Source organism: Morganella sp. Je.2.23 (assembly GCF_051129855.1).
Classification (GTDB): Bacteria; Pseudomonadota; Gammaproteobacteria; order Enterobacterales; family Enterobacteriaceae; genus Morganella; species Morganella sibonii.
Genome location: NZ_JBCPSQ010000005.1, coordinates 104,409 through 128,522, shown reverse-complemented (window position 1 = coordinate 128,522; position 24,114 = coordinate 104,409). Strand labels below are relative to the sequence as shown.

24 protein-coding genes are annotated in these 24,114 nt (G+C 49.6%); 6 read left to right on the top strand and 18 right to left on the bottom strand.

The genetic code is table 11. From position 1 onward, the window contains the following. Nucleotides 1–53: 53 nt before the first annotated feature. Nucleotides 54–2,711 (bottom strand): autotransporter outer membrane beta-barrel domain-containing protein, encoded by a 2,658-nt coding sequence (locus tag AAZR23_RS15900; protein WP_434693666.1) that lies wholly within the window; start codon nt 2,709–2,711, stop codon nt 54–56. Nucleotides 2,712–3,668: 957 nt separating this feature from the next. Here AAZR23_RS15900 and AAZR23_RS15895 point away from each other — a divergent pair. Both AAZR23_RS15895 and AAZR23_RS15890 read left to right on the top strand, forming a co-directional pair. Beyond that, complete coding sequence (locus tag AAZR23_RS15895; RefSeq protein WP_166708608.1) at nt 3,669–4,007, top strand: helix-turn-helix domain-containing protein; 339 nt, start codon at nt 3,669–3,671, stop codon at nt 4,005–4,007. A gap of 218 nt (nt 4,008–4,225) precedes the next feature. Beyond that, a complete protein-coding gene (locus tag AAZR23_RS15890; RefSeq protein ID WP_434693664.1) occupies nt 4,226–5,158 on the top strand; it encodes a VWA domain-containing protein in 933 nt (310 codons plus the stop codon). A gap of 69 nt (nt 5,159–5,227) precedes the next feature. Here AAZR23_RS15890 and nikE read toward each other — a convergent pair whose 3' ends face one another. The 5 genes from nikE to nikA are packed head-to-tail and all read right to left on the bottom strand — an operon-like array spanning nt 5,228 to nt 10,205. Beyond that, a complete protein-coding gene (nikE, locus tag AAZR23_RS15885; RefSeq protein WP_046894630.1) occupies nt 5,228–6,031 on the bottom strand; it encodes a nickel import ATP-binding protein NikE in 804 nt (267 codons plus the stop codon). After that, the gene (nikD, locus tag AAZR23_RS15880; protein WP_166708610.1) at nt 6,028–6,822 is read right to left on the bottom strand and encodes a nickel import ATP-binding protein NikD; all 795 of its coding nucleotides are present in this window, start codon (nt 6,820–6,822) and stop codon (nt 6,028–6,030) included. The genes nikE and nikD overlap by 4 nt, the downstream gene beginning before the upstream one ends. Further along, entirely contained in the window at nt 6,813–7,667 is an 855-nt protein-coding gene (nikC, locus tag AAZR23_RS15875; protein WP_197565210.1) for a nickel ABC transporter permease subunit NikC, read from the bottom strand. The genes nikD and nikC overlap by 10 nt, the downstream gene beginning before the upstream one ends. A gap of 5 nt (nt 7,668–7,672) precedes the next feature. After that, entirely contained in the window at nt 7,673–8,617 is a 945-nt protein-coding gene (gene nikB / locus AAZR23_RS15870) for a nickel ABC transporter permease subunit NikB (RefSeq protein WP_434693661.1), read from the bottom strand. A 13-nt stretch (nt 8,618–8,630) separates the two neighbouring features. After that, nucleotides 8,631–10,205, bottom strand: coding sequence for a nickel ABC transporter substrate-binding protein (nikA, locus tag AAZR23_RS15865; protein WP_434693659.1), 1,575 nt, complete (start codon nt 10,203–10,205; stop codon nt 8,631–8,633). A 387-nt stretch (nt 10,206–10,592) separates the two neighbouring features. Here nikA and AAZR23_RS15860 point away from each other — a divergent pair, with 387 nt between their 5' ends. Beyond that, complete coding sequence (locus AAZR23_RS15860) at nt 10,593–10,928, top strand: zinc ribbon domain-containing protein YjdM (protein WP_025152572.1); 336 nt, start codon at nt 10,593–10,595, stop codon at nt 10,926–10,928. Between the two features lie 96 nt (nt 10,929–11,024). Here AAZR23_RS15860 and AAZR23_RS15855 read toward each other — a convergent pair whose 3' ends face one another. Next, nucleotides 11,025–11,354: a helix-turn-helix domain-containing protein gene (locus tag AAZR23_RS15855; protein WP_166708614.1), complete on the bottom strand. Its 330-nt coding sequence runs from the start codon at nt 11,352–11,354 to the stop codon at nt 11,025–11,027. A gap of 374 nt (nt 11,355–11,728) precedes the next feature. On the opposite strand from AAZR23_RS15855, the gene AAZR23_RS15850 reads away from it, so the two are divergent. Then, nucleotides 11,729–12,226: a tyrosine-type recombinase/integrase gene (locus AAZR23_RS15850; RefSeq protein WP_166708615.1), complete on the top strand. Its 498-nt coding sequence runs from the start codon at nt 11,729–11,731 to the stop codon at nt 12,224–12,226. Here AAZR23_RS15850 and AAZR23_RS15845 read toward each other — a convergent pair. The 10 genes from AAZR23_RS15845 to AAZR23_RS15800 all read right to left on the bottom strand — a co-directional run bounded on the left by AAZR23_RS15845 (nt 12,154) and on the right by AAZR23_RS15800 (nt 20,046). After that, nucleotides 12,154–12,579, bottom strand: a complete 426-nt coding sequence (locus tag AAZR23_RS15845; RefSeq protein WP_243846891.1) for a tyrosine-type recombinase/integrase — start codon at nt 12,577–12,579, stop codon at nt 12,154–12,156. The two genes, AAZR23_RS15850 and AAZR23_RS15845, sit on opposite strands and share 73 nt — an antisense overlap. Then, nucleotides 12,560–12,919: a helix-turn-helix domain-containing protein gene (locus AAZR23_RS15840; RefSeq protein ID WP_046894644.1), complete on the bottom strand. Its 360-nt coding sequence runs from the start codon at nt 12,917–12,919 to the stop codon at nt 12,560–12,562. Before AAZR23_RS15840 ends, AAZR23_RS15845 begins: the two co-directional genes overlap by 20 nt. Nucleotides 12,920–12,986: 67 nt before the next feature. Next, a complete protein-coding gene (locus tag AAZR23_RS15835; protein ID WP_218426771.1) occupies nt 12,987–13,805 on the bottom strand; it encodes an MrpH family fimbial adhesin in 819 nt (272 codons plus the stop codon). 20 nt (nt 13,806–13,825) lie between these two features. Beyond that, nucleotides 13,826–14,371, bottom strand: coding sequence for a fimbrial protein (locus AAZR23_RS15830; protein WP_046894646.1), 546 nt, complete (start codon nt 14,369–14,371; stop codon nt 13,826–13,828). 10 nt (nt 14,372–14,381) lie between these two features. Further along, nucleotides 14,382–14,876: a fimbrial protein gene (locus AAZR23_RS15825; RefSeq protein WP_112549787.1), complete on the bottom strand. Its 495-nt coding sequence runs from the start codon at nt 14,874–14,876 to the stop codon at nt 14,382–14,384. Nucleotides 14,877–14,887: 11 nt separating this feature from the next. Then, a complete protein-coding gene (locus AAZR23_RS15820) occupies nt 14,888–15,424 on the bottom strand; it encodes a fimbrial protein (protein WP_046894648.1) in 537 nt (178 codons plus the stop codon). Between the two features lie 18 nt (nt 15,425–15,442). After that, nucleotides 15,443–16,201 carry a fimbria/pilus periplasmic chaperone gene (locus AAZR23_RS15815; RefSeq protein WP_046894649.1) on the bottom strand — a complete coding sequence of 253 codons (759 nt, stop codon included), beginning with the start codon at nt 16,199–16,201 and terminating at the stop codon, nt 15,443–15,445. Beyond that, a complete protein-coding gene (locus AAZR23_RS15810; RefSeq protein ID WP_434693654.1) occupies nt 16,198–18,870 on the bottom strand; it encodes an outer membrane usher protein in 2,673 nt (890 codons plus the stop codon). The genes AAZR23_RS15815 and AAZR23_RS15810 overlap by 4 nt, the downstream gene beginning before the upstream one ends. A 21-nt stretch (nt 18,871–18,891) precedes the next feature. Continuing rightward, nucleotides 18,892–19,449 (bottom strand): fimbrial protein, encoded by a 558-nt coding sequence (locus tag AAZR23_RS15805; protein WP_434693653.1) that lies wholly within the window; start codon nt 19,447–19,449, stop codon nt 18,892–18,894. Nucleotides 19,450–19,518: 69 nt separating this feature from the next. Then, on the bottom strand, nt 19,519–20,046 hold the full coding sequence (locus AAZR23_RS15800) for a fimbrial protein (protein ID WP_166708621.1): 528 nt from the start codon (nt 20,044–20,046) through the stop codon (nt 19,519–19,521). A 654-nt stretch (nt 20,047–20,700) separates the two neighbouring features. Between AAZR23_RS15800 and AAZR23_RS15795 the strand changes: the two genes are divergently transcribed. Together AAZR23_RS15795 and AAZR23_RS15790 are read left to right on the top strand one after the other, a co-directional pair. Further along, nucleotides 20,701–21,264: a tyrosine-type DNA invertase gene (locus tag AAZR23_RS15795; protein ID WP_218426775.1), complete on the top strand. Its 564-nt coding sequence runs from the start codon at nt 20,701–20,703 to the stop codon at nt 21,262–21,264. A 181-nt stretch (nt 21,265–21,445) separates the two neighbouring features. Then, nucleotides 21,446–22,396 carry a nucleoside hydrolase gene (locus AAZR23_RS15790; protein ID WP_405469359.1) on the top strand — a complete coding sequence of 317 codons (951 nt, stop codon included), beginning with the start codon at nt 21,446–21,448 and terminating at the stop codon, nt 22,394–22,396. A 429-nt stretch (nt 22,397–22,825) separates the two neighbouring features. On the opposite strand, the gene AAZR23_RS15785 is transcribed toward AAZR23_RS15790, so the two are convergent. Beyond that, the gene (locus tag AAZR23_RS15785; RefSeq protein ID WP_166708623.1) at nt 22,826–23,980 is read right to left on the bottom strand and encodes a porin; all 1,155 of its coding nucleotides are present in this window, start codon (nt 23,978–23,980) and stop codon (nt 22,826–22,828) included. Between the last annotated feature and the right edge of the window lie 134 nt (nt 23,981–24,114).

The window sequence follows — 24,114 nt, the reverse complement described above, 5'->3', positions numbered from 1 at the left end:
AAAAGCCGTGATAACAGAATCGCTGTTATCACGGCCGGAAGTCTTATTTACAGTTAAAAGCGGTATTTCAGACCTAACATACCCTGTGTATCCGAGTAGTTATCACTGCCGGCCTGCTGTGCCACATTAAACCAGATATCTGCATTGCGGGTCAGTTGTCCCTCAATCCCCACTTTGATTTCACCAATATTGCGGGTACCGGACTGGCTGACGTGCTCACCGTTCATGGAAACACCGGTCATCTTACTGTTATTCAGCCAGTTAATTTCAGCAAACGGCTGGAAGTGACGATCGTTTTCTTTATCCTGCAATGCCTGTCCCAGACCGTATACTTTCACCCCGAGACGGGTCTGGATATTCCCTTCACCGGTTGCGGATACGCGGGTACCGCCCCTTTCTGTGTGTGTATCCATTTTCACACCCATATAAGTCACCTGTGCTTTCGGCTGAATATACCAGCGGTTAATACTGCCCTCACTGCCCTGTGTTTCATTGATCAGGAAGCTGTACCCGGCTTCAGCAGACAACGTGATACCGTCTGAATCGTATTTCTCTTCTGCTAATCCCCGTCTTTCAACCCGGTTTTTAAACCAGTTGTATTGCGCCCAGCTGTCAACATACAGACCGGTTTTATCCGCTTCATTGGCGTAATAAGTACCGTATATCCCGGCACTGTACCCGTCAGAATGGGAGGTTGCTTCTGTACTTTTCACACTGTTTGCGGTTTTTCCGCTGATACGGCCATATCCGGCCATTAATCCGATATGATAGCGGTTAAGATCATTATCAGACCATTGCGCAATATCCCCGCCCAACTGCACCACATACCGGTTTGTTCCGGTTCTTAACTGACCATTACCGCTTTTCACCACTGAGTGTCCGGCCACATTCCGCAGCCACAGACTGGTGACTTTACGTTCACCGGTCAGTACATCGGTATATTGGGTTTCACCGAGGCGGTCATGCAGACGCACGTTAAACAGCGTGTTCGCCATCTGCAGGTTACTGATATATCCCCCTGCTTCAGGGCGGATAGCAGGATTTACCGGCGGATCGATGATCGGTTTTTCAGGTTCAGGATCGGGATCCGGCTTTGGCTCCGGATCAGGATCGGGATCCGGTTTTGACGGCGTGTATTCTGATGTCAGATACCAGTTTTTCTCATTACCGTTTTTGCCGCGTCCCAGAGAATAATCATATGCTCCGGCAACTATCGGCCCGCTCTGAGTAAAGGTACCGTCAGAAACACCGTCAACGGTGATAACTTCAATACCGTTGAGTGTGGTCAGTGTGCCCTGCCCGCCGATATTCACAAAACTGACTGTCGTGGCTCCGGCAGAATTACCTTTGATCAGCAATTTATCCGTCGGTGAATCATCCCCGTTCAGTACCGTGTTCAGAATCAGGCGACCGCCGTTACCGGTGTAATCGCCGGCTACGGTAAGTGTTTTCGGCACAAAGGCATCCGGATCGGTCAGATCATCCGGTTCGTTATAGCGGAGTGTTGCGCCGGTCAGTGTCAGGTTTGACAGCACAGAATCAGCCGTCATATTCCAGATACTGTTTGCACCGGCAATATCCAGGTTAATGGTACCGTTTGTGGTCGTATTCGGCGCACCTGCCGCATTGTATTCCAGTGAGTTGGTACTGCCGGTAAACCGGCTGTTATCCGCCATTTGCAGATCAATAATCCCTTTTGTTTCTGCCTTCATATCACCGTCAACGGTGAATACGCTGCGGATGCTGTCACCGGACAGGCGATCAGAAGAGGAGATCTGTGAATCCGCGCCTTTGGCATACAGGGAAAATTTCCGGCCGTCACTGATTACATTGATGGTGGTATCACCACCGAGATACACCTGACTGCCCGCAGTGACCGTTGCACCGCCGACCTTTTTCGATCCGGCTTCGGCATAAATACCGTGCGCCGTCGTACCTTCGGCGCGGATATCCGTTGAACCCAGCTCGATAATACCGCCTTTGTTGGCATAAACCGCATGCGCTGAGCTGCCGTTTGCCACAATAGTGCTGTTATCGCCAATCACCACACGGGCATCGCCGGTTGCTGCTGAATTAGTATTCCCGGCATAAACCGCATAGCCGGTACCTAATTCCCGACCCAAAAATTCCAGATTACTGCCCGCTTCATGGGAAATAATGACCGCATTTTTCCCGAGAGTGATCAGGTTTTCATTTGTTCCCGTGGTTGATGAGTTAGCGCGGACGCCCATGCCCCAGGCATCAATATAGGCATTGTCACCTACAGTAATAATTGTGCCGTTGCTTTCCTTGCCAACGTTCAGGCCATCCGCAGAGGACCCGGTGGTTGTAATGGTTAATTTATCAATATTGATCTTACTGGCACCGTTTTTTGTCACAATTCCGTCAGCTTTGGCGCCGCTGGTCTCAATATTCAGTTCTTTAAAATTATAGGTGCTGCTGTTCCCGTAAACCGCCCACCCCTGGAGTGGAGAGGTTGACGCGTCCGGCGTGGTATTAATGGTCACACTCGCATAATCGGATAACGGGGTTCCGCCGTGATCAGCCGCGCTGTAATAATAGATGGTTGAGCTACAGGTCAGATGTTTTTGTCCGTCTCCGTCTGTAACCGATGTGCAGGGATCCGCCATACCGGGAAGAGAATATAATCCCGACCCCAGTATAATAGATACCGGTAATGCGAATCTTTTTACAGATTTATATTTTTTCATAGGGGAAAGCCTCCCGGCGTAACAATAAAAGCAGGATATAAATATAAAAATAAATTTAAAAAAATATCCGTGGCTTTATAAATATATAAAGTCAGCAGATTTATATTATTATCGGACGTTATTCAGGTTATATGCATGAGTAACATTACGTGTATTTATATGTTATTACAACCGCATATACACATAAGCCGTGTTAATGATATTTATGTTAACAAATTGTTTTTATTATTTTTAACTGATATTTCAATGAATTAATATGAAAGATGTAAGTAAACATTACTTAGTAACAAAAAACCCGGAGTGTTTATTCTTTATTTATCTATATTTGGATTAAGAATGGAATAAAAAACCAAAATACCGCAATTTACACAAAATTTAATGTATTGAAACCAAATCAAACAGAATTTTGTTATAAATGTTATTTTTTACAACAAATGCCGGTATCAATCTTAACGCTTATATGATGTCACTGAAAAACAACTCAAATCATGCAAATTTCGATATAACACACTGTAAAATAATAAGTAATAAGATTATATCCCATGTTCGCGGAAAACATAATGCACTGAAAATATACGTGTTTTTTAGATAAAATAGCGTTTTTTGTATCTATATTTACTTAACATATCTTATAAGACAAGATGCAAATCTGATCGAATAAAAAATTTCAACAAAAAAAACATGTAAAACATGAGAAATCCTTTATATTTTGCACTACATCAAATAAAAGCGATTAAACTACACACCAATTTTGTAAATTTATGAAAATAACAAAACACACGGATATTATATTTGCATCAAAAAATAACATGTGTTATTTAATTTTAATCATTCGATACAAAATTAGTTTTTTTGAAAAATACCAGAGATACAAATAAAACCCCAAAACACAACCGGTAATTATTTATCGGGAATAACAACCATTCCTGCTATGACAGATTTAATCTACGGAGATAAATGGTGCAGAAATTTCAATGCATAAATTCAGATTTACTCAATAAAAATATCGGGGAGGTACTGTACAGATTTCGTAAGCTGAAAAAAATAAGCGGTGAAAAATTAGGCTTTACACTTGAAATCAGTCAGCAGCAGGTCTCCCGCTATGAACTGGGTAAAGGTAATCTGACGGTCAGCCTGCTTTTCCGGATACTCACAGCTCTGGATATTTCACTGATCGTTTTCCTGAACGAACTCAGAAAACAATATGATTCCTCAGATATTGTTCATACATTATTAGATATAGATAATTCATTGTTTTTAAATAAAAATATTAACAGATTTGATTTCTTATTGTAAAAATACCCCCGCCTTTCTGCCCCGGCCGTGCCACTGTCACCGGGGCCATGATCCCCTCAATAAATAGCCTGACTCTTTTATTTTTTAGGAAATACATCACTGAAAAATAAAAAGATACTGCTCCTCTGCGCAACAGATTGCACAGAAAATACACACCTGTAACACACGGAGGTTATTTCTCCGCTGTCTGTCACTGTAATAAACACAGAGGAAAAACAATGAATCAGGATCTCAGCACTCAGGATTTGTCAGCACCGGCTGCCGGTATTGACCCGTCAGTGTTCGTCATGGGCGGTAACAGTGATATTGCTCTGGATTTGGTGGTTATCATTGATACCAGCGGTTCAATGTCTGATGAATCCGCCGATCTCAGCCGGGAAATAGATGCGGCGATAGAAAAAGCGGCTGCCCGCTGTCCGTCTCAGCTCAGGGCTACATTCCTGGGCATTCAGGATACCTGGCCAGGGACAAGGTTTGATAAGTCGCTGAGTGATTATCTGATGGGCAAAGGCGCTCCCGCCGGAAATCTGCAGGCCCGGGAACCGTTTCCGGAAGCCGACGGCCGTGATCACGCGGGAAATAAAGAAGATCTGTGCCGTGCCGTTATCGATGCCTGCAGATATTTCGACTGGCGTCCCGGCGCACGGCGGGCAGTTTTTGTACTCGGTGATGAAGGTATGGAGGGCGGCGGCGGAATACTGACTAACGCCGCCGTGATGAAAAACAGTGAAGCGATAAGTGTCGCCCAGCTCCACAGCGTTAAAGTATACACTTACCAGGGAACGCCGGATGACCGGCCGGAAAACCTTGACCGCTTCCCGTCTGTTGCAGAAAGAGACAAAGTGACAAAGGAGTATCAGCGGCTGGCAGAGCAGACCGGCGGACGTTCTTATATCTACACCACCGGTATTGCGAACTTCCTGCTGGTATTACAGGAAATTCTCTGTGACAGTCTGACTCCGCCGGTGATCCCGGATAACGGCCATTCACATGCGGACTGCCGCGATGTGTGCGAACAGCTCTCTTCTATTATTTCCACCGTCAATAAGCTGGCGGATATCATCAACAAAGCTATTGATGCCTGTTGCAGCACAGATACTCATCATCACAAAGAAACCGCCGCCAAATGCAGTTGCTCAGATAAAGTCTGAGCGCTGTAAACCATAAAATGAGAGTAAAAGCGCCCTGCTGATATCACGGCGCTTTTTTCTGTACTATTTTCAGGCGGATTGACGTCTCCGGGAAGACGGAAACGGTGGTAATACGGCATTTTTCAGCGCCAGTGATGCAGGATGGCGCAGCTGTTCAATACAGCCCTGTGGTGAGGTTTCGGCAATTTTGCCCTCATCCATCACCACCACCCGTGCCGCAAATTTGCTGACCAGCCGCAAATCGTGAGTGACAAACAGATAGGCAATGCCCCGGGTTTTCTGCAGCTGACCAAGCAGTGTCAGCAGAGATGCCTGCAAATGAATATCCAGGTTTGACACGGCCTCATCCAGGATAATCAGACGCGGGTCCGGTGCCAGCGCCCGCGCAATACAGATACGCTGTAACTGCCCGCCGCTGATCTGTGACGGCAGTTTACCGAGTACTGACAGCGGCAGTTCCACCATATCCAGCAACTCCGCTATCCGGGCTTTGCGCTGTATTTCATCAAGTGAGGTCAGCAGTTTCAGCGGTTCGGCAATGGTCTGCTCCAGAGTAAACCGCGGATCAACCGCCCCGGGAGGATCCTGAAAGACCATCTGGATCTCCGAGCGGAACTGCCGGCGTTGTTTTTTATCCAGTTTGCGTACCGGCATCCCCCGGTAGAAAACATCCCCTTTTTCCGGATATTCCAGCCCGCAGATCTGACGCGCCAGCGTGCTTTTTCCGCAGCCGCTGCGCCCGAGAAGCGCAACCGTTTCGCCCTCATTCAGGGTCAGGGAAATGTCATCGAGAATACAGCGCGGTTTTCCCGCCCCCATCAGTGAATGGCTTTGGTAGCTTTTGCTCAGGTGTTCAACAGAGATCAGTGTCATGCGGAAAGCTCCAGACCATACAGTGAAAGGTGCGCGGAAATAAGATTACGGGTCACCGGCGAGCGCGGCCGGGCAAAAATATCCTCCGCCGGGCCGGTTTCAATAATTTTCCCGTCTGACAGCACCGCCACCTGGTCGGCAAGACGTGCCACCACGCCCATATCGTGAGTGATCAGCAGCAGTCCGGTCTGCCGGTCAGCCACAACATGATCCAGCAAGTCGAGGATTTTCATCTGCACCACCAGATCCAAATCGGTAGTCGGCTCATCGGCAAACAGAAACGGCGCATCACTGAGAATAGCAATCGCAATCATCATCCGCTGCAACATGCCGCCGCTCATCTCAAACGGATAGAGCTTCAGAATATGCTCACTGTCCCCCAGTTCCACTTCTGCCAGCACATCACGGATGCGTTTATCAATGCCATGCAGCGGCTGCCGGGTCGCTTTCAGTGTTTCAATAATATGCTGATGCATTGTCCGTACAGGGTTAAACGCACTGCGCGGATTCTGCATAATCGATGCAACCTGCCTGCCGCGCAGAGCCTGGCCGGTGACCGCCTGCCCGTCCAGCAGGATAGTACCCTGTGTTTTCTGCACGCCCGGAGGAAGAACATCCAGTACCGCAGAGCAGGTCATCGATTTACCGGAACCGCTCGCCCCGACCAGCGCCAGTACTTCGCCGCGCCGCAGGGAAAATGACAGATCAGAAATAAGGAAATGCGCATGATTATTATGCAGATAGCCTGCCGATAAATGACTGATATCCAGTACAGAATGATTTAATGACATGTTCCGGCCCTCAGTGTCGGGTCCAGACGATCGCGCAGTGCATCCCCGAGGATGTTAAACGCCATCACACTGAAAAATAAAATTAAACCCGGCCAGAAAATCAGCATCGGTGATGTCCAGACAAACTGGCGGGCATCACTGATCATCACGCCCCACTCTGCGGTCGGTGCCGCCACGCCCAGTCCGAGGAATGACAACCCGGAGACATGCAGCATCATATGGCCGATATCCAGCGTCGCCAGTACGATCAACTGGGAAATAGTGGCGGGAAACAGATGCCGGAGAAAGATCCGCACATTACCGGCACCGCTCAGACGTGCCGCCAGCAGAAACTCCCGGTGACGCAGCGAGAGAATAATTCCGCGGACAATCCGCGCATACCATGCCCAGTGTGAAAGTGCGATCGCAATAATCACGTTTGTCAGCCCGGTACCGAGTATCCCGATTAAAAACAGCGCCAGCACCAGTGTCGGGAACGTCAGAAATACATCCGTAAACCGCATGATAATCTGATCCGTCCGCCCGCCGGTAAACCCGGCAATACCGCCGATCACCAGCCCGAGTGTCATAATAATCACCAGCGTGATTGCTACGGTTCCGAGAGAAATCCGCGCCCCGGCAATCAGGCGGGAAAAAATATCACGCCCGAGATGGTCGGTACCGAGCCAGTACTGACTGTCCGGTGCCTGAAGCCGGTTCGATAACTCTACCAGATCCGGATCATGCGGAGAGATCCACGGCCCGGCAATCATCGCGAGAACCAGCAGCGCCACCACGGCCAGCGCAAACCACAGCAGAAGATTGCGGCTGAGTGTCCGCCCGGCGGACGGGGCTTTCAGTATCATATCGCTCATTCAATACCCTCCGCAGAGAGGCGGATACGGGGGTCCGCAATCGCATAAATAATATCCACAATCAGGTTGCAGAGAACAAAAATCACCACCATCAGCAAAGTAAAGCACTGAATTACCGGGTAATCCCTGTTCATAATAGCGGAGACTGCATAGCGCCCCACACCCGGCCAGCTGAAAATACTCTCTATAATCAGCGCACCGCCGAGCAGTTCCCCGATATGCATTCCGATAGCCGTTATGATCGGCAGCCAGGCGTTACGCAGAATATGCGAACGCTCCACCGTCATTTCGGACAACCCGCGCAACCGCGCATAACGGACATGCCGCTGCCCGGCGACCTCGAGCATACTTGCCCTCAGCAGCCTGGCATTAATCGCGAGTGACATCAGCGAGATAGCAATCACCGGCATCACCAGATGTTTTGCTTCTCCTTTCCCCATCGGCGGCAGCCAGCCGAGATGTATGGAAAAAAGCAGAATAAGCAGGAATCCCAGCCAGAAATTCGGCATGGAAACCCCGATAAACGCGATCACACGCACCAGCTGATCCGGCCATTTCTCCCGGTAACGCGCCGCCAGCATGCCCATCGGCACAGACAGGATAATCGTCAGCGCCAGCGCCAGCCCCGCCAGTTGCAGCGTGGCGGGCAGGAAATAGAGCAGATCCGGCAGTACCGGTTTCTGCGTGGCATAAGAGATACCAAAATCCAGATGCAGCGCGTCAGACAGCCAGTGAAAATACTGGGTCATAACCGGCTTATCCAGGCCAAGGAGCTCACGGGCGCTTTCCACCGCCTGCGGGGTCGGCGGAATTTTAGACAGCCGCAGATAATCCAGCGCGGGGTCTGACGGCCCCAGGCGCAGGATCAGAAAGATAAACAGCGAGGTGCCGAGCAGCATCGGGATCAGCAGCAGCACCCGCCGGAAAATAAATCGCATCATAATCGCGGGCCTGTCACTTAACAGCCGGTGTCAGCTGATCAAACGGGATCTCATTCGACATCGCGCTGAACGGCACATCACCGATTTCCGGTTTTGCCACCGCAATGGCGGTGATGTAGGTCAGCGGCAGATACACCGCTTCTTCGTGCAGACGGGTCAGGATGTCGTGATACAGCGCACGGCGCTGTTTTTCATCCGTGGTGGTCAGCACCTGTGTGATTTTGGCATCGATTTCCGCTTTATCCGCCAGTCCCTGCTGTGCCTGATAATCGGCATGGGACGGAATGCGCATGGAACTGACAAACGCGTGCGGATCAAACGGCGCACCCCATGTGCCATTGAAAATCATCCCGAAACGGCCGTCTTTCTGGCGCGAATAAATACTGCTTTCCTCTTCCCCGACCAGTTTCACATCAATCCCGGCGCGGCGCAGATCTGCCTGTACCACCTCAGAAATCGACTTCGCCACCGCATCAGTACCGACAAAATTCAGCTCGACCACCAGAGGCTCGCCCTCTTTCTCACGGATACCGTTTTCGGTTTTCGCTTTCCAGCCGGCGTTTTCCAGCAGGGATTTCGCTTCTTCAACGTTATAAGAATACGGTGTCAAACCGGCATCCGCGTACGGTACATTTTCTGAGAAAAGGGTGTCCGCTTTTAACTGCGTGCCGTACAGCACCTTTTCAATCATTTTATCTTTGTCGACTGCGTGATTAATCGCTTTACGCACAGCTAAATCGCGGGTCGGACCTGTTTTGGTATTAATTGCCAGCACCAGAGATTCCAGAGGCGCGGACAGTTTGGTGGTATATCCCGGCATATTTTTAAAACGCTGATAGGTATCCGGATAAATAATCCCGTCCGTTCCGTACAGTAAATCCACTTCACCGGCTTCAAATGCCACCGCACGGGTATTCGGGTCCGGGATCACTTTAAATGTGACGGATTCATAAACCGGCTTTTTACCCCAGTATAATTCGTTGCGGACAAATTCATCCTTCTCACTCAGACGGGATTCCGTTAATATCCACGGACCGGTACCAATTGGTTTCATAATACCGTCTTTGGTGCCGCCATCTTTAAACTGTGACGGTGCAATAAAGCGGAACGGACGCGGCAGTGCCAGCTCCTGCAAAATAGGGTAATACGCATCTTTCAGGGTGATTTTTAACTGATTCGGCGCGATATCCTCAACGCCGGTAATCTGATTGGCCAGCTCAAGCCAGGCGTGGCGTTCGCGGTTTGCCAGAATAGCATCGAAATTTACTTTGGCTGCGGCGGCATCAAACTTTTCGCCGTTGGAGAATTTCACATCATCACGTAAGGTAAAAATATAGGTTTTTCCGTCATCTGAAACCGTCCATGACTCTGCCAGCCACGGCTTCACCGTTCCGTCATTCATATAACGGACCAGCGGTTCATACACCATGGTTTGTCCGGCCATCTGGTTCGGTGCATACTGGTGCGGATTTAACGGCCCCACATTTACCGGCCAGGCAAAATTTAAATGCGGATCGGCAAAGGCGGTATTTAAGGAACCCACCGCGAGCGCCGCAGACAATAATAAAGAACGGACAACATTACGCATATTTCACTCCTGATGTGCCACAGACAAATAAACAAGAAAGTCAGAAACCGGTTATTAAAATAATGCAGTCATAATATATAAGAGTCTGTTGCGTAATTAAGTACTCCCCCTGAGTACTTATTCAGAAAAAAACGATAAACTCCGGTTATTTTCAGCACTGACGGATTTATCAGGAAACCTGAGGCCGTTATTGCGTTATTTACCTGTTTATTCCCCGGTCAGCGGAAAGGTGATAACCACACTCTTTATCCGGTAAAAGCTGCAAAATGGCAGCGATCCCGCTATACTGACGCCCGCACTGAAGACAGTGCACATAACCACGGGCAGATATCACACCATCACGTGACAATTTGCTGCTCCCCATTGTAAAAATCTGAGAGTCTCATTATGTCATTACCTTCATGTCCGAAATGTAATTCTGAATACACCTATGAAGATGGTGCAATGTACGTGTGCCCTGAATGTGCCCACGAATGGAATGATGCCGAACCGGCAGCAGAAAGCGACGAGCTGATTGTCAAAGATGCCAACGGTAATTTACTGGCGGACGGCGATGCCGTGACAGTCATCAAAGACCTGAAAGTCAAAGGCAGTTCATCCATGCTGAAAATCGGCACAAAAGTCAAAGGCATCCGTTTAGTGGAAGGTGACCACAACATCGATTGTAAAATCGACGGCTTTGGTCAGATGAAACTGAAATCTGAGTTTGTGAAAAAGAACTGATTTTCTGACATAAGATTGCTGACAAAATCCCGGCCTGTTTTTTCCCGGACTTTGCCAACAATCTGAGGCTCCGCCATACCGGCGGAGCCGCTTTGTTCAGTCTGCCGCCGTTATGCCGGCCGTAACAGACTCCGCAGTATAGATATCTGACTGAACGCTGAGACTTTCCCCGCATAAATTTCTGTCCTGACACCCGGCAAAAAACCAGCCGACCGGTGTCTGTAAAACATCAGCCGCTCTGGCCAGCATACCCACATTAATCCGGCTTTGTCCCCGTTCATAACGGGATAGCTGCTGCTGGCTTATTCCCAGGCAGGCAGCAACCTGCTGCCCGGAATAACCCAGTGCTTTTCGTCTGCAGAAAAGCCGGTCACCGACAGCACGATTTACCGACATCATATCCGCGCCGGATTGCATTTCTGTCATATTCATTACCTTCAGAAATAAATTCACCCGGAAATATATTCCGGATACCAATAAAAAAAAACAAAAAGCATTTACTGCATAAATATAATGAAGTTTATTTCATTAACAAAAATAAAAAATAACGCTGAATAACAATAAATACTACGACGATAAATGAAACATAAAAAATAAGAAAAAATGGAATACATAACGATAATATAAAAAACAAGTAACATACTAAATTTATTATCTTCAGATAAATCAGCAATACATGATCAATTTTACCTGTTTATAACATTATGATGATAATGATGAAAAATAGGCCATCATTTTATTCTGTGATAACGTCTGAAAAAGAATTAAACCTGACTATAATAACCAGACTGAATATTCCCATGAAAGAACGAAAACACCTGAGTGAACAGGAGGTTCATTCCTTAATATCATCATTACCTGACTCAATTAATCATATCCGTAATCAATGCCTGATTGCAGTTTGCTTCAGTCACGGATTACGCGCCAGTGAACTGACCGGCTTAATGCTCAGTGATATTAATATCAATGAAAAGACCATTCATATTACCCGGCTGAAAAATGGATTAAGTACCAATCAGCCATTACAGTCCCCTGAATATAAATTGCTGATACAGTGGCTGGCACAGCGGAATTCATCCGTTCATTATGCCGAGCCCTGGCTTTTTCTTTCCCGCAAGGGCGGTCGTTTATCCCGCCAGCAGATATTCCGTATTATCCGTGACAGCGGATTGTCCGCCGATCTGAATATTGCGGCACATCCTCATATGCTGCGCCATGCCTGCGGTTATGCATTAGCGGACAGAGGAACAGATACCGGCAGCCCCGCCATTTCCCCCAGTTCTTTTAAGATCCGGTAAATACGGGATCGGGAAAGATGTCCGCCTTTGCGGGATAAAAACAGCCAGTGGTTTTCAGCAGCACGGGGATAACGGGAACGGCAGTTAAGCCAGCGGGTAAGCAGATTTTTTTCTGTACGGCTCAGGGGATGGGTGGTGGAAAGGCCGTTTTTAAGCCGTCTTATATAGAGATTATCGGCGGCAACATCCATGTCCGATAAACTCAGCTGTCCCAGTTCACTGACGCGGAAGCCGTGGACAAAACACATCCACAGCAGACAGGTATTCCGCTCCGGATCACGGCCGTTTTCCGCAGCCGCCATCATTTTTTCCACCTCAGACTGCATCAGGTGTTTACGTTTGTTTTCCTTCATCCGGTTTCCTTTTGTACCGGGATTGTGCGGGCAGGTCATACTCAGGAACAGATTCCGCCATATAAATATCCGCTTTTCCCCGGAAGCACTCCCGGTATGAACGCGCTTCCGGACAGTCAGCGAAAAACCAGCTGACCGGTGTCTGTAAAATGTCAGCCGCCCTGACCAGCAGACTGACATTAATCTGGCTGCATCCCCGCTCATAGCGCGAGAACTGCTGCTGGCTGATCCCCAGCTGGTCTGCCAGGCGGCTGCCGGACCAGCCCAGTTCTTTCCGCTTGCGGAAGATCCGGTAGCCGACAGATTTATTAACGGTTAAATCAGTATCTTCTGTAATCATATTTTAGTCTCACTCCGGGCCCACAGCGCTGCCGGTTTCTGCAACGCCATGAGATAAAAATAAGAAATTACGGCATGACAAGAATGATGGAGCCGGAACCTTCAAAGGCTCCCGGGGCAACCCGTCCGTTCACTTTCAGAACCGATTTCACATCCACCTGTGTCGCACCGCCGGCCGGAACATGAATAGGAGCGCCCCTCTCACCCGGGTTGTCGTTAAGATAAAGATCCGCGTACAGGCTGTTATCCGGGCGCAGCGGTACACGGCCGCTGTCAGAACCGGAGGCAATCACAAGGATATCCATGTCCAGATTGCAGGTGACGGTGATGCTTTTATTGCGCGCGGCATCCGGCAGACTGACTTCATCAATATCGCCGTAATCCAGAATCACTGAGCCGCTGGTCACCTCACAGGCGCCCACCGGCGGCGGTGCGATCCCGCACAATGATCCCGGCAGCAGACGTCCGTTTTTCGACCAGCCGCCTGATTCTGATTCATAAAACAGCCCCACACACTCCTGATTGGAATTAAGAGACGGCCCTCTGTGTTCTGCTTTTCCCTGATAGGGCAGAGAGATATTCTGAAAAACTGCTTCCCGTACTTCTGCCAGTGTTCTCAGTTTTTCCACACGGACAATCGATTTGGTTGATTTGCCCGGGGAACCGTCAACATCATGTTTATGGTTGATATTAATCCAGCAGACAGACCAGCCGTAACAGGGGTTGGGAGCCGACGGGTCTTCCGGATCCCAGCGCTCAATAATGTAGGTGTAAACAGCATCCGTCGGTTTCCCTGATGACTCCGTAATATAAGAGAAGATGGATGCTCCCGCCGAAGCGGACCAGAGCAGCGCAACCGCCGCTGTTATTTTCAGAAATCTGTTCATAGCGTGCCTCTGGTTACCCGTCAGTCATAATTGAGATGAAAAGTCGCAATGGCACTGAACGGCCCGCGTTTAATGGTTTTGTTTGCCAGTGCATCCGGTTCGCCCTGCACATAGGCACGGAAGTTCAGCAGTGTCAGTCCGTCGTTCAGCGTGATCTGCGGTGATGCTTCATTAACTGCCAGCGCCGTGCCGTCAGCATTTTCCAGCCCGACGGCAATCCCTTCCGCCTGACTGCCCGGGCTGATGGCCAGCGCCCCGCCGATAAACGGATTTTCATCCCCGGCAAACATCACCGTGACCCGCTTGCCGATGGAGGTATCACACTCCGAAAGCCGGATTTGAAACTCTTTTGATGGTGTCCGCTGATAAGCGTACAGATTTTTATCAGGGATATTCCCGAACGGCAGTTCCACAGTTTCATCCCCCGGACGTATCGTGCAGGGTTCATCCACCAGTGTGCCGTGAAAATACAGGTTATCAGCGGCAGCCCCGGCATCCGCAACCGGCAGTGATAACAGAAATACCCCGCAGGTACTGATAAAAAAGCGCCTTACTGTCTCATTCATTGCATTGCTCCTACTGATATTCCGCCAGCAATGTGGCGGTCACATCAAATGCGCCTTCCGGCAGTGTGCTGCCCGGCCGTTTCACCGGCACCGCCTGAATAACCGGCGGGTTATCCGGTGATACCGCAATGCGTTTGTTGAGCGTGAAGGGCTTTCCGTTCTGCGTCAGATGAATAGCCAGATCCGGAATATTGGTTTGCAAGGCCGCATCATCAAACCCGCTGACCGGCCCCGTGACGGACAATCCCAGATCCCAGCCTTTGTTATTGTCCTCACACACCAGGGTGTAATTAACGGCACGGGTATAATTAACGCCATCCACTTTATGCACGCCGACGTTGTCACCGAAAAACACATCAATCACTCCGTTGTCACTGATCGTACAGGCGGGTGGTACCAGCAGAGTACCGAACAGCTTCATATTCGGCGCAGCGGTACTTCCCGCGGCAGCACACAGCAGCCCGGTCAGCAGCACCCTCTGTAACCACCGGTCATGTCTTGCCATTGTCAGGCTCCTTACTGATAATCCAGTTCCAGCGTTGCCACCGCAGAGAAATCCCCGCCGGTCAGCACTGCTGTCATATCGCGGACAGGTACGGCTTCCAGCGCCGGAAAGACCGGATACGTAAATTTCACTTTTTCACCGGGATTCAGCTGCCGCCCCTGATAGAGCATGCGCACCCCCAGCCCGGCGATTTCGGTCTGCAGCAATCCGGAATCAAATCCGGCGGTATTGCCGGTAATGGCAAGTGTCATTGCATTGGTTGGCATCTTTGTGCACTCCGCCGTGTAATTCACCGGTTGTTTATAGCGCTGACCGTCAATGCGGGTGCTCAGCACCTCTCCGAAATCCACCAGAATAGTGTTGCCGTTGTTGATAACACACGGCGGCGGTGCGATAACATTGCCGCGAATAGTGATATAGGTGATCCCGGGAACACCCCGGATACCGGCCACCCGTTCCGGCAGTGCCGCAGCACCTCCCGCCGAAATACAGAGCACAACCGCCAGTATCCGCCGGAGAGAGCTTATTTTTCTGATCCGCTCATCCATGGTTTATCCTCTGTCTGCTCAGTTACCGGCAGCCGTTTTTGTCACACGGCACTCTGTACCGCTGCAACTGAACTGCAACTGCGGACGGCCGCCGTAATCGTTGATATAACTCAGCACCGGTGCACTGCCGAGTGCTGATGCGCTGAGGCCGAGCGTACCCTGACTTTTCGGCGCCACCATCAGCGGGGAAAATCCGTCCAGACTTTTGCCGCCGAGCCCGCTGAGTGCATCCACAATTGTCACGTAATAAGCGGTCGGATTATTAACCTCATAGCTGTCACCGCGGCGTGTCAGGGTGATTTTCTCCTGCCACGGATTGGTCAGATCCGTTTGTGAGGCATAGATAGCTTCCGGGCGGTAAAACAGTTTGATCCGGGTTTGCAGGGCGATTTGCAGCACGTTCTGCCGGTTGCTGCGCGGCGGAATTTCCCGCAGATTGAAATAGAAGACACTTTCTCTGTCCTGCGGCAGCGCGGCGATCGCCGGTAATGACTGAATTTTCACCTGGCTTTTATCACCCGGCTCAATACGCTGTACCGGCGGAAGCACCACCAGCGGCGACGACACTTTCTGCCCGTTCTGATCTTCAATCCACCCCTGAGCCAGATACGGCAGTTCTTTGTTCATATTACTGACATTCAGACTGACGGATTTTTCCGCCCCGTTGAAAATGACACGGGTTCTGTCCAGCGCGATAGCGGCATGAGACTGTGCTGATGCCAGCAATACAGCCGCAATGGCCGGGACAAAGAGACGGGTGTGTTTAACTGACATCATAATGAATCACTCATTTCGTTACGTGTGGAAGGTGCCGGATCTGTCCGGCCTGTAATATTCAGCCACTTTCCCTGCTGCGGACGGTCAGCCGGCAGCGGGGAAGACGGCAGCGGGGAAGACGGCAGCGCAACCGGCTGCGGTTTGTCCGGAACGGATTGCGGCTCTGTGCCGCAGGTCAGCAGCAGGGTATGCAGCGGCTGTCCCGGCGGAAGTTCAGGTACCGTCATCCGGCACGCTGTATCACTGCCGCGCCGCAGCGTCAGAATATCCCCGCTGTTAATACCGCTGAGGTAGACCTGCCCGCCGTCATTGACGATACCCAGTTCACGGTTATCCGCAGAGGTAACCACTGCACCGAACGGCGGTTCACTGCCGTCTGCCAGACGGATAGTGGCCATCGCTTTCTGTCCTGACAGCACATCAAACTGACGGTAGCCGATAGCCCCTTCCGTCAATGTCAGCTGCTGAACAGAGCGGCGTGCTTCCGCATTTTCCGGCAGTTTGTTGATATCGATAGCTGCACTGTTGCGGAAGTAATTATTCATATCCGGCAGAACGGCTTTCCCGAAGCGGTTGGTATAGCTGAGTGCCCCGGTACTTCTGACCGGCACATCCGCCACACCACCGGTATCCACCAGCAGGCGGGCACTGCCCGGCATATTGATCCGGTGGAATGCCCCGCCCTGCGGCGTCATCGTCACCCCGCCCTGAAGCGAGAGCGATGCCGAGGTATATTCCCCGTCAATATGTCCGGCACTGGCGGTGACCAGCGCACTGTCAGCGTAGTGCATGTAATAGCCGTCGACAGACGCTTTACCGTTGCTGCTCAGCCCCGTTCCCAGACGGTAACTGTTGTTATCATCAGGACGATCGTAATAACTGACGTTATGGGAGTTACCGTGACGGTTGATCATGCTGTTGTAGCTGACTGTCGCGCGATCGCCCACCGGCATACTGATGTTGAGATACACCCCGTCATCATTCTTATCCTGATATTTATTGCGGTAAGCCGATAAGCTGATGTTGATATTTTTATAACTGCCGATATCCATATACTTCGCCAGCGACAGGTTATAGTTATCGTTATCCGGCCGGTTCCAGTAAGTCTGGTGGCTGTAGTTCAGATAGGTACTCAGCCCGGCATCCGGGAACTGCTTACTGAACATGATGGTGTAAAGCTCTTTGTTGTTATCCGCACTGTTATCGTAATAGCGGCGATCCAGATACTGGTTCATGCTCATAAAGTCACGTTCAGAGAAACGGTATCCGGCGAAGGTGACCTGGCTGTCCAGTTCCTCAAACCGCTTGGAGTAGCTCAGACGGTATGAGCCGCCGCGGTAGTTTTTATCCTCCTGCGGCAGACTGGCAAAAGATTGGGTGGCATCAAAAGAGATGGCCCCGAGGGCCATCAAATCACGACCAACACCAAGAGAAACTGCGTTATAGTCCCCGGCAACGAGGGAACCGCCGTACAATGACCAGCCGTTGCTGATCCCCCACGAGAATTCCCCCATTCCGAAGACCGGACCTTTCCCGTGGCGGCCGATTTCGGACGGCTGCCCGGCGGAGAGTTTGTACTGCACCCGGCCCGGACGGGTCAGGTAAGGAATACTGGCGGTATCCATCTGAAAGGACTGTACAGAGCCGTCCTGCTCTTCCACCCTGACATCCAGCTTACCGCTGACCGCATCATTGATATCCTGAATACGGAACGGCCCCGGGGCGACCTGGGTTTCATAAATCACCCGTCCCTGCTGGCTGACCGTAATTTTGGCGTTTGTTTTTGCCACGCCGGTGACTTCCGGCGCATAGCCGCGCAGATTAGGCGGCAGCATGTTGTCATCTGTGGCCAGATTGACACCAATGTAGCGGAAGTTATCGAAAACATCGGAGCGGGAGAAAGTTTCCCCCATGGTCAGTTTTGCCTGTAACGGGGCTATCGCCCGGTAGAGGTAGGTCTGACTCCAGGTCCAGTCACGTTCGGAACGTTCCCCGGCACCGGTGGTATGACGGAGATTCGCCTGCCAGTCCGCACGGACACGCCAGACTCCCAGGTTTGCCCCGAGCGTCCCGTTCCCGGTGACCTGCTGTGTTTGTTTACCGTGAGCGGGGTCATTAACACCGGCATTCACGTTGTAATCAAACAACACGCCGGAAATCCCCTCATCCCAGCGGGAAGGCGGGTCCCAGTTAGCAGCGGTATATTCCAGATAGGCCTGCGGCAGTGTCAGGATAAGCCCGCTGTCAGCCAGTTTCGGTGTTACTGACATCCCGGGCAGTGATGCGGTATCCAGGCATTTGCCGTCATTCCACCAGCGCAGGCGCTCTGCCCATTCCGGTTTCAGCCCGGTCTGTGCCATCAGCTCCGGCGATAAACAGACTTTACTGTCTTTCGGATCATCCGGCGGCACAATATAGGAAACCGGATAAATATCAGGCAACTCACTGTTATTCACCCGGATAAAAAAGTCGTAAGTACCGGGCATGATATAGCCGGCACGGGAAAAATCGGACAGATCAATATTCTGTTTGTCGTTTACATCAAGAATATCAGTATTAAATTCAATATCCTGATTATCCGGATAAGCGGCCTGCGAAATACCGGTCAGAATAAATGAAATCAGCACTGTCAGTCTCCGTCGGGAGACGGTACTCAGCGGAATTACCATAATGGATCCAGTCAGCTCGGTTTAATAATATTCCAGCTTGAAGCCCACTGTTGCCCGGTAATGACCGGACTGAAGTTCGTCGCTGTTTTTCACGAGACGCGCCTGATATCGCAGCGCCATATTATCGGGGTCAATATCTGCCGGCGGTAAGGGTTTACCGGGAACTGCCTCATGCCCGTTGCGATCAGTAATCGCCAGGGAAGCGCCTTTGCCGGAACCGTTCAGCTGAAAATGCCCGTCCTGTGCAGCGCCCTCAAAAGTGACCCGGAAACGGAGGTTATCTGCCGTCCCGCCCTTCACCGGCAGTACGGTGCATTCCGCCAGCCTGATCCAGAAATAGTCTGCGGGTCCCTGCCCTTCGTCGCGCAGCTGCGGAACGGAAACATCTGTCAGCGCCACCACCTGCTCACGGCTGGCTGTCGAGATAGTACAAACCGGCTCGAAAATCGTGCCCTGCATCTGTACCGCGCCGAAACGCAAACTGGTTTTTGCATCCTGTTTTGTTTCACCTGCTGCTGTATAAGAGGAAAAACACACTATCGTTATCAGCAATCCCTGAGTGATGACTCTGCACGCCATTTCCTGCCTCCGCTAAACGCACACAACTGAAAAGCGATACAGTTCATCCCTGAACTGTACCGGCATTAATTACTGATAGGTCAGTGCGAAAGTCGCGATAGCAGTGAAGTCACCCGGAACAGCCGCTTTAGCAGATGCCCCCTGTAAATACGCCGCAAAGTTCAGATCGTTATTACCGTCACGCAGTGTCTGCGCTGTACTCGGGGTACCTAATTTGATCTGTTTGCCGCCCGCATCGGTAATAACAACGGCTGCGTTTTTGGCAATACCTTCAATACCCAGAGCACCGGCTAAAATATCGGCATCTTCTGAACCGGTGAATGTGGTCTGTACGGTTTTATAAGTTTCTGTTGTGCAATTCTCTAATGAGATTTTAAAATCGCGGGAATTACTGCGGCCGCCATCTTTTAATGCAGCAGTAGAGATCTGGCCTAACGGAACAGTCTGGTTTTCGGTATCAGGTGTAATTGAGCAAGGTGCATCAATAATTGAACCGGTGAATTTAACAGTACCGTGTCCCTGATCAGCAGCAGATGCTGCACCTGCAACGACAGACATACCAAAACCCAGCACCAATGCTAATTTATTCAGATTCATGTTATTTCCTATATTGCGTTCTGTTTTTTTTGATATTAAAAATAACGCACTCACACGCGAAAATATGGCTCGGCGCGGCGTTATCGTTATTTGATGAATATGTCTTCACCGTTATCCGGATATATAAAAAAACGGGACAAAATACATCAAATTGTCCAGTTTGAAATAAAACCCTGTGATTTCATAAAAAATGCCGCATAAATTATTTAATGTTAAATAAAACAGTACAATATTTTATTTTAACCCCTGTGTGTTTTCAGCAGTTGTAAAAAACACGAATGAACTCAACGCGGGCAGTTGGCATAAGGCAGGATAAAATATTATCCTTTTGAAAATTAATGAGTTATACACTAGAGATCCGGCCAACACATCAATATTTGACTAAGGTGAAACCTTTAGTGATAATTACAAACAATTTGATGTATTTTGTCTTTTTTTAAATCTGTAATATTTATCTCTGTAAAACAGACGGAAATTGTTTTGTTCCGGATTTAAAGAAGATAATTCCTAATTGGTTTTTATGAATATATTGTCAATACGTAAACATTTTGTAGTATTTTCATTCCTGTCCGTTGTCTTTATTCATTTTTATTACTTGCTATAGTGCTATCTCTGGTTTTTATGAACTTATCGGACAATAAACAGGAATAAATCATGGCTAAACGTAAGTTTCTGACCCGTTCTGAAGTTGACGCTATTCTGAAACAAGCCCGGAAAAGCCGTTATGCCGAGCGAAATTACTGCATGATTTTAATGTGCTATCTGCACGGCTTCCGCGTCAGCGAATTATGTCATTTGTCACTTTCTGATATTGATCTGGACAGCCGTCTTATTTACGTCCGGCGTCTGAAAGGCGGGCTTTCCACCACACAGCCCCTTATTGATATTGAATATAATGCGCTGGTATCCTGGCTCAATATAAGAAAGACCTGGCGTAACCAGGATTTGGAATGGGTATTTTTATCGCAGAAAAGCGGGGCCATTTCCCGGCAGCAGGTACATACATTATTAAAACAATACGGTAAGGCCGCCAATATTTCCGTGGTTCCCCATCCGCATATGCTGCGCCATGCCTGCGGCTATTCTCTTGCTGATCTCGGCCGGGATACCCGCCTGATCCAGGATTATCTCGGACACCGGAATATTTCCCATACCGTTATTTATACCGCCAGTAATTCAAAACGTTTTCAGCAAATCTGGGACCCTCTCCGCGGATAATCCGCCGGCCTGTCCCTGAATTTTCTCCGCCCCGGAACTGCATATATTCTCCGGTATTATTGTGTCATTTCCGTGATTATCCCGGTCACCGATCAGATTTTCGGGTGGCTTATTATTTTTCCGGGTACAGAGTGTGTAACATAGCCTGATATTCAGACGGACAAATAATAAAGAGGAATATGTGAAGAAAAAAATCATTCTTGACTGCGATCCCGGCCATGATGATGCCATCGCACTATTACTTGCTTATGGTAATCCGGAGATTGAACTGCTGGCCGTCACCACAGTCGTCGGCAATCAGACACTGGAGAAAGTGACACGCAATGCACTGGCTGTCGCACGGATTGCCGGTATTACCGGTATTCCGTTTGCAGCTGGCTGCCCGCGCCCGCTGATCCGGGAGATTGAAACCGCACCGGATATTCACGGCGATTCCGGCCTCGACGGACCGGTATTACCGGAGCCGGTGCTGGCGTTAGATCCGCGCCATGCGGTTCAGCTGATCATTGATACCATTATGGCGCATCCGCCGAAAACCATTACCCTGGTTCCCACTGCCGGGCTGACCAATATCGCGCTGGCAGCACGGCTGGAGCCGCGCATTATTGACCGGGTAAAGGAAGTGGTGCTGATGGGCGGCGGGTATCACACCGGCAACTGGAGTGCCGTTGCTGAATTCAATATAAAAATTGATCCCGAAGCGGCACACATTGTCTTCAATGCAGGCTGGCCACTCACCATGGTGGGGCTGGATCTGACGCATCAGGCGCTGGCAACTCCGGAAGTCATCAGTAAAATCGCGGCGGTCGGCACTGCACCGGCGCAGTTTGTCCTCGAACTGCTGGAATTTTTCGGCACCATGTACAAAAGCGCCCAGGGATTTGATTACCCGCCGGTACATGACCCCTGCGCGGTGGCGTATGTGATCGACCCGTCCGTGATGACCACCCGCAAAGTGCCGCTGGACGTGGAGCTGACCGGTACACTGACTCTCGGTATGACTGTTGCGGATTTCCGTTCACCGGCTCCGGCGGATTGCCTGACTCAGGTTGCGGTGAAACTGGATCACACCCGTTTCTGGGAACTGGTCACTGATGCCCTGCGGCGGATCGGGGATGTACGGGTTGCATAACCCCGCTGATGTGCCGGTTCGCCGGCACAAATACATAAAACAATCTGATCGGTGATAAGCAGCCACACTCAAACCCAAACATCAAAAATACTATTCATATTCTCTTACATTCCGTATTAATTAATCATAAGCACAAAATGAATAAAAGAAAAACCGAAAATAACATCAATAGTTAAATGTTTTTTTCTGACATGGGCTATTATTACTGCGTTCGAACAAATTCTTATTGGTGATTTGTCTGTGTCGATTCAAATTACAAGCAATAAGCCAAAAAAGGAGGCAGCCGCCTCCTTTTTTACTGCCTGAAGAAAACCGGATTAATAACATCCCGTATAATGACAATTTTATAAAGTGATTATTTCACTGGTTTTCAGATATAAAAAAAGGAGGCTTTCGCCTCCTTCTTCATTATACGCTCTCTGAACTAAATCAGAACTGGTAAACTAAACCTAAGCCCAGTACGTTGTCGGTGTTGATACCGGCAGAACGGGTGAAGTCGTTTTCGTCTAACAGGTTAATTTTGTAGTCGATCAGAGCAGACATGTTTTTGTTGAAGTAGTAGTACGCACCTAAATCAACATATTTCACCAGGTCCTGGTCATCGCCGTAAGCGCTGTTCAGGCTCTTACCTTTAGACTGCAGGTAAGCGATGGACGGACGCAGACCGAAATCGAACTGATACTGAGCCACTAACTCGATGTTCTGAGTTTTGTTAGCAGTTAAACCACGGTTATCGTCGTTGTTACCGTAGTGAGTCATGTTACGGGTTTCGCCGTAAACTGCTGCCAGGTACAGGTTGTCAGCGTCGAATTTAGCACCGAAGTTCCATGCTTCTGCACGGTCGCCCAGAGCACCGCTTGCCAGGTTATCTTTCTGACCCTGCGGACGTGCGGAGCTTGAGTACGCACCACCAACACTCACACCCCAGCCGATGTCATACGCGGTGGAGAAACCGAAACCGTCACCGTTAGCGGTGTTATCGTAGCTGTAGGTATCATTGAACTGGTCGTAAGAACCACGGTTTGCGATAGAGTTATCGTCGTTCGCACCCTGATACTGTAATGCGAAGCTCAGGCCGTCAACATAACCGAAGAAATCAGAGTTACGGTAAGTCAGCAGGTTTGCAGCACGACCGGTCATGTAGACGTCGGTCTGAGTCATGGTATCGTTACCGAAGATTGGCAGCACATCGGTCCATGCGTTGGTGTCATAGATAACACCGTAGTTACGGCCGTAGTCCAGTGAACCGAACTCAGCAAATTTCAGACCTGCATAGGCTAAACGAACTTTGTTTTTGTTGTCGCCTTCAGTGCCATTGGTTTTGATTTCGTTTTCGAAACGACCAAAGCCGGTTAATTGATCAGTGATCTGAGTTTCACCTTTCAGACCGATACGGAAACGGGAATCATCACCGTCCTGACTTTCAGCATTGCTGCTGCGGTCATTGTCGCTGAATAAATGACGAACATCGACTTTACCGTACAGATCCAGTTTGTTACCGTCTTTGTTATAAATCTCTGCCGCGTTTGCAGCGCCGCTTAATGCAACAAGCGGGACTAATACAGCTAATAATGTCTTTTTCATTTTATATTCCTATTATATTAACCACTACTCTCTGACTCTATTGACATAAAGCCTTGTAGATTATTCACCCGGAAAGTTCATTTTACAACACGATTACGGCTTCATTTGGCGATAAATAGCAATATATGTCAAAA

Bases quoted from the DNA above. Each gene is read 5' to 3' on its own strand.
- AAZR23_RS15785 (WP_166708623.1), bottom strand. From the start codon at position 23,980: ATGAAAAAGACATTATTAGCTGTATTAGTCCCGCTTGTTGCATTAAGC.
- nikE (WP_046894630.1), bottom strand. From the start codon at position 6,031: ATGACACTGATCTCTGTTGAACACCTGAGCAAAAGCTACCAAAGCCAT.
- AAZR23_RS15900 (WP_434693666.1), bottom strand. From the start codon at position 2,711: ATGAAAAAATATAAATCTGTAAAAAGATTCGCATTACCGGTATCTATT.
- AAZR23_RS15820 (WP_046894648.1), bottom strand. From the start codon at position 15,424: ATGGATGAGCGGATCAGAAAAATAAGCTCTCTCCGGCGGATACTGGCG.
- nikA (WP_434693659.1), bottom strand. From the start codon at position 10,205: ATGCGTAATGTTGTCCGTTCTTTATTATTGTCTGCGGCGCTCGCGGTG.
- AAZR23_RS15830 (WP_046894646.1), bottom strand. From the start codon at position 14,371: ATGAATGAGACAGTAAGGCGCTTTTTTATCAGTACCTGCGGGGTATTT.
- AAZR23_RS15805 (WP_434693653.1), bottom strand. From the start codon at position 19,449: ATGGCGTGCAGAGTCATCACTCAGGGATTGCTGATAACGATAGTGTGT.
- AAZR23_RS15890 (WP_434693664.1), top strand. From the start codon at position 4,226: ATGAATCAGGATCTCAGCACTCAGGATTTGTCAGCACCGGCTGCCGGT.
- AAZR23_RS15845 (WP_243846891.1), bottom strand. From the start codon at position 12,579: ATGAAGGAAAACAAACGTAAACACCTGATGCAGTCTGAGGTGGAAAAA.
- AAZR23_RS15795 (WP_218426775.1), top strand. From the start codon at position 20,701: ATGGCTAAACGTAAGTTTCTGACCCGTTCTGAAGTTGACGCTATTCTG.
- AAZR23_RS15855 (WP_166708614.1), bottom strand. From the start codon at position 11,354: ATGACAGAAATGCAATCCGGCGCGGATATGATGTCGGTAAATCGTGCT.
- nikB (WP_434693661.1), bottom strand. From the start codon at position 8,617: ATGATGCGATTTATTTTCCGGCGGGTGCTGCTGCTGATCCCGATGCTG.
- nikD (WP_166708610.1), bottom strand. From the start codon at position 6,822: ATGTCATTAAATCATTCTGTACTGGATATCAGTCATTTATCGGCAGGC.
- AAZR23_RS15895 (WP_166708608.1), top strand. From the start codon at position 3,669: ATGGTGCAGAAATTTCAATGCATAAATTCAGATTTACTCAATAAAAAT.
- AAZR23_RS15810 (WP_434693654.1), bottom strand. From the start codon at position 18,870: ATGGTAATTCCGCTGAGTACCGTCTCCCGACGGAGACTGACAGTGCTG.
- AAZR23_RS15850 (WP_166708615.1), top strand. From the start codon at position 11,729: ATGAAAGAACGAAAACACCTGAGTGAACAGGAGGTTCATTCCTTAATA.
- AAZR23_RS15800 (WP_166708621.1), bottom strand. From the start codon at position 20,046: ATGAATCTGAATAAATTAGCATTGGTGCTGGGTTTTGGTATGTCTGTC.
- nikC (WP_197565210.1), bottom strand. From the start codon at position 7,667: ATGATACTGAAAGCCCCGTCCGCCGGGCGGACACTCAGCCGCAATCTT.
- AAZR23_RS15825 (WP_112549787.1), bottom strand. From the start codon at position 14,876: ATGGCAAGACATGACCGGTGGTTACAGAGGGTGCTGCTGACCGGGCTG.
- AAZR23_RS15835 (WP_218426771.1), bottom strand. From the start codon at position 13,805: ATGAACAGATTTCTGAAAATAACAGCGGCGGTTGCGCTGCTCTGGTCC.
- AAZR23_RS15860 (WP_025152572.1), top strand. From the start codon at position 10,593: ATGTCATTACCTTCATGTCCGAAATGTAATTCTGAATACACCTATGAA.
- AAZR23_RS15840 (WP_046894644.1), bottom strand. From the start codon at position 12,919: ATGATTACAGAAGATACTGATTTAACCGTTAATAAATCTGTCGGCTAC.
- AAZR23_RS15815 (WP_046894649.1), bottom strand. From the start codon at position 16,201: ATGATGTCAGTTAAACACACCCGTCTCTTTGTCCCGGCCATTGCGGCT.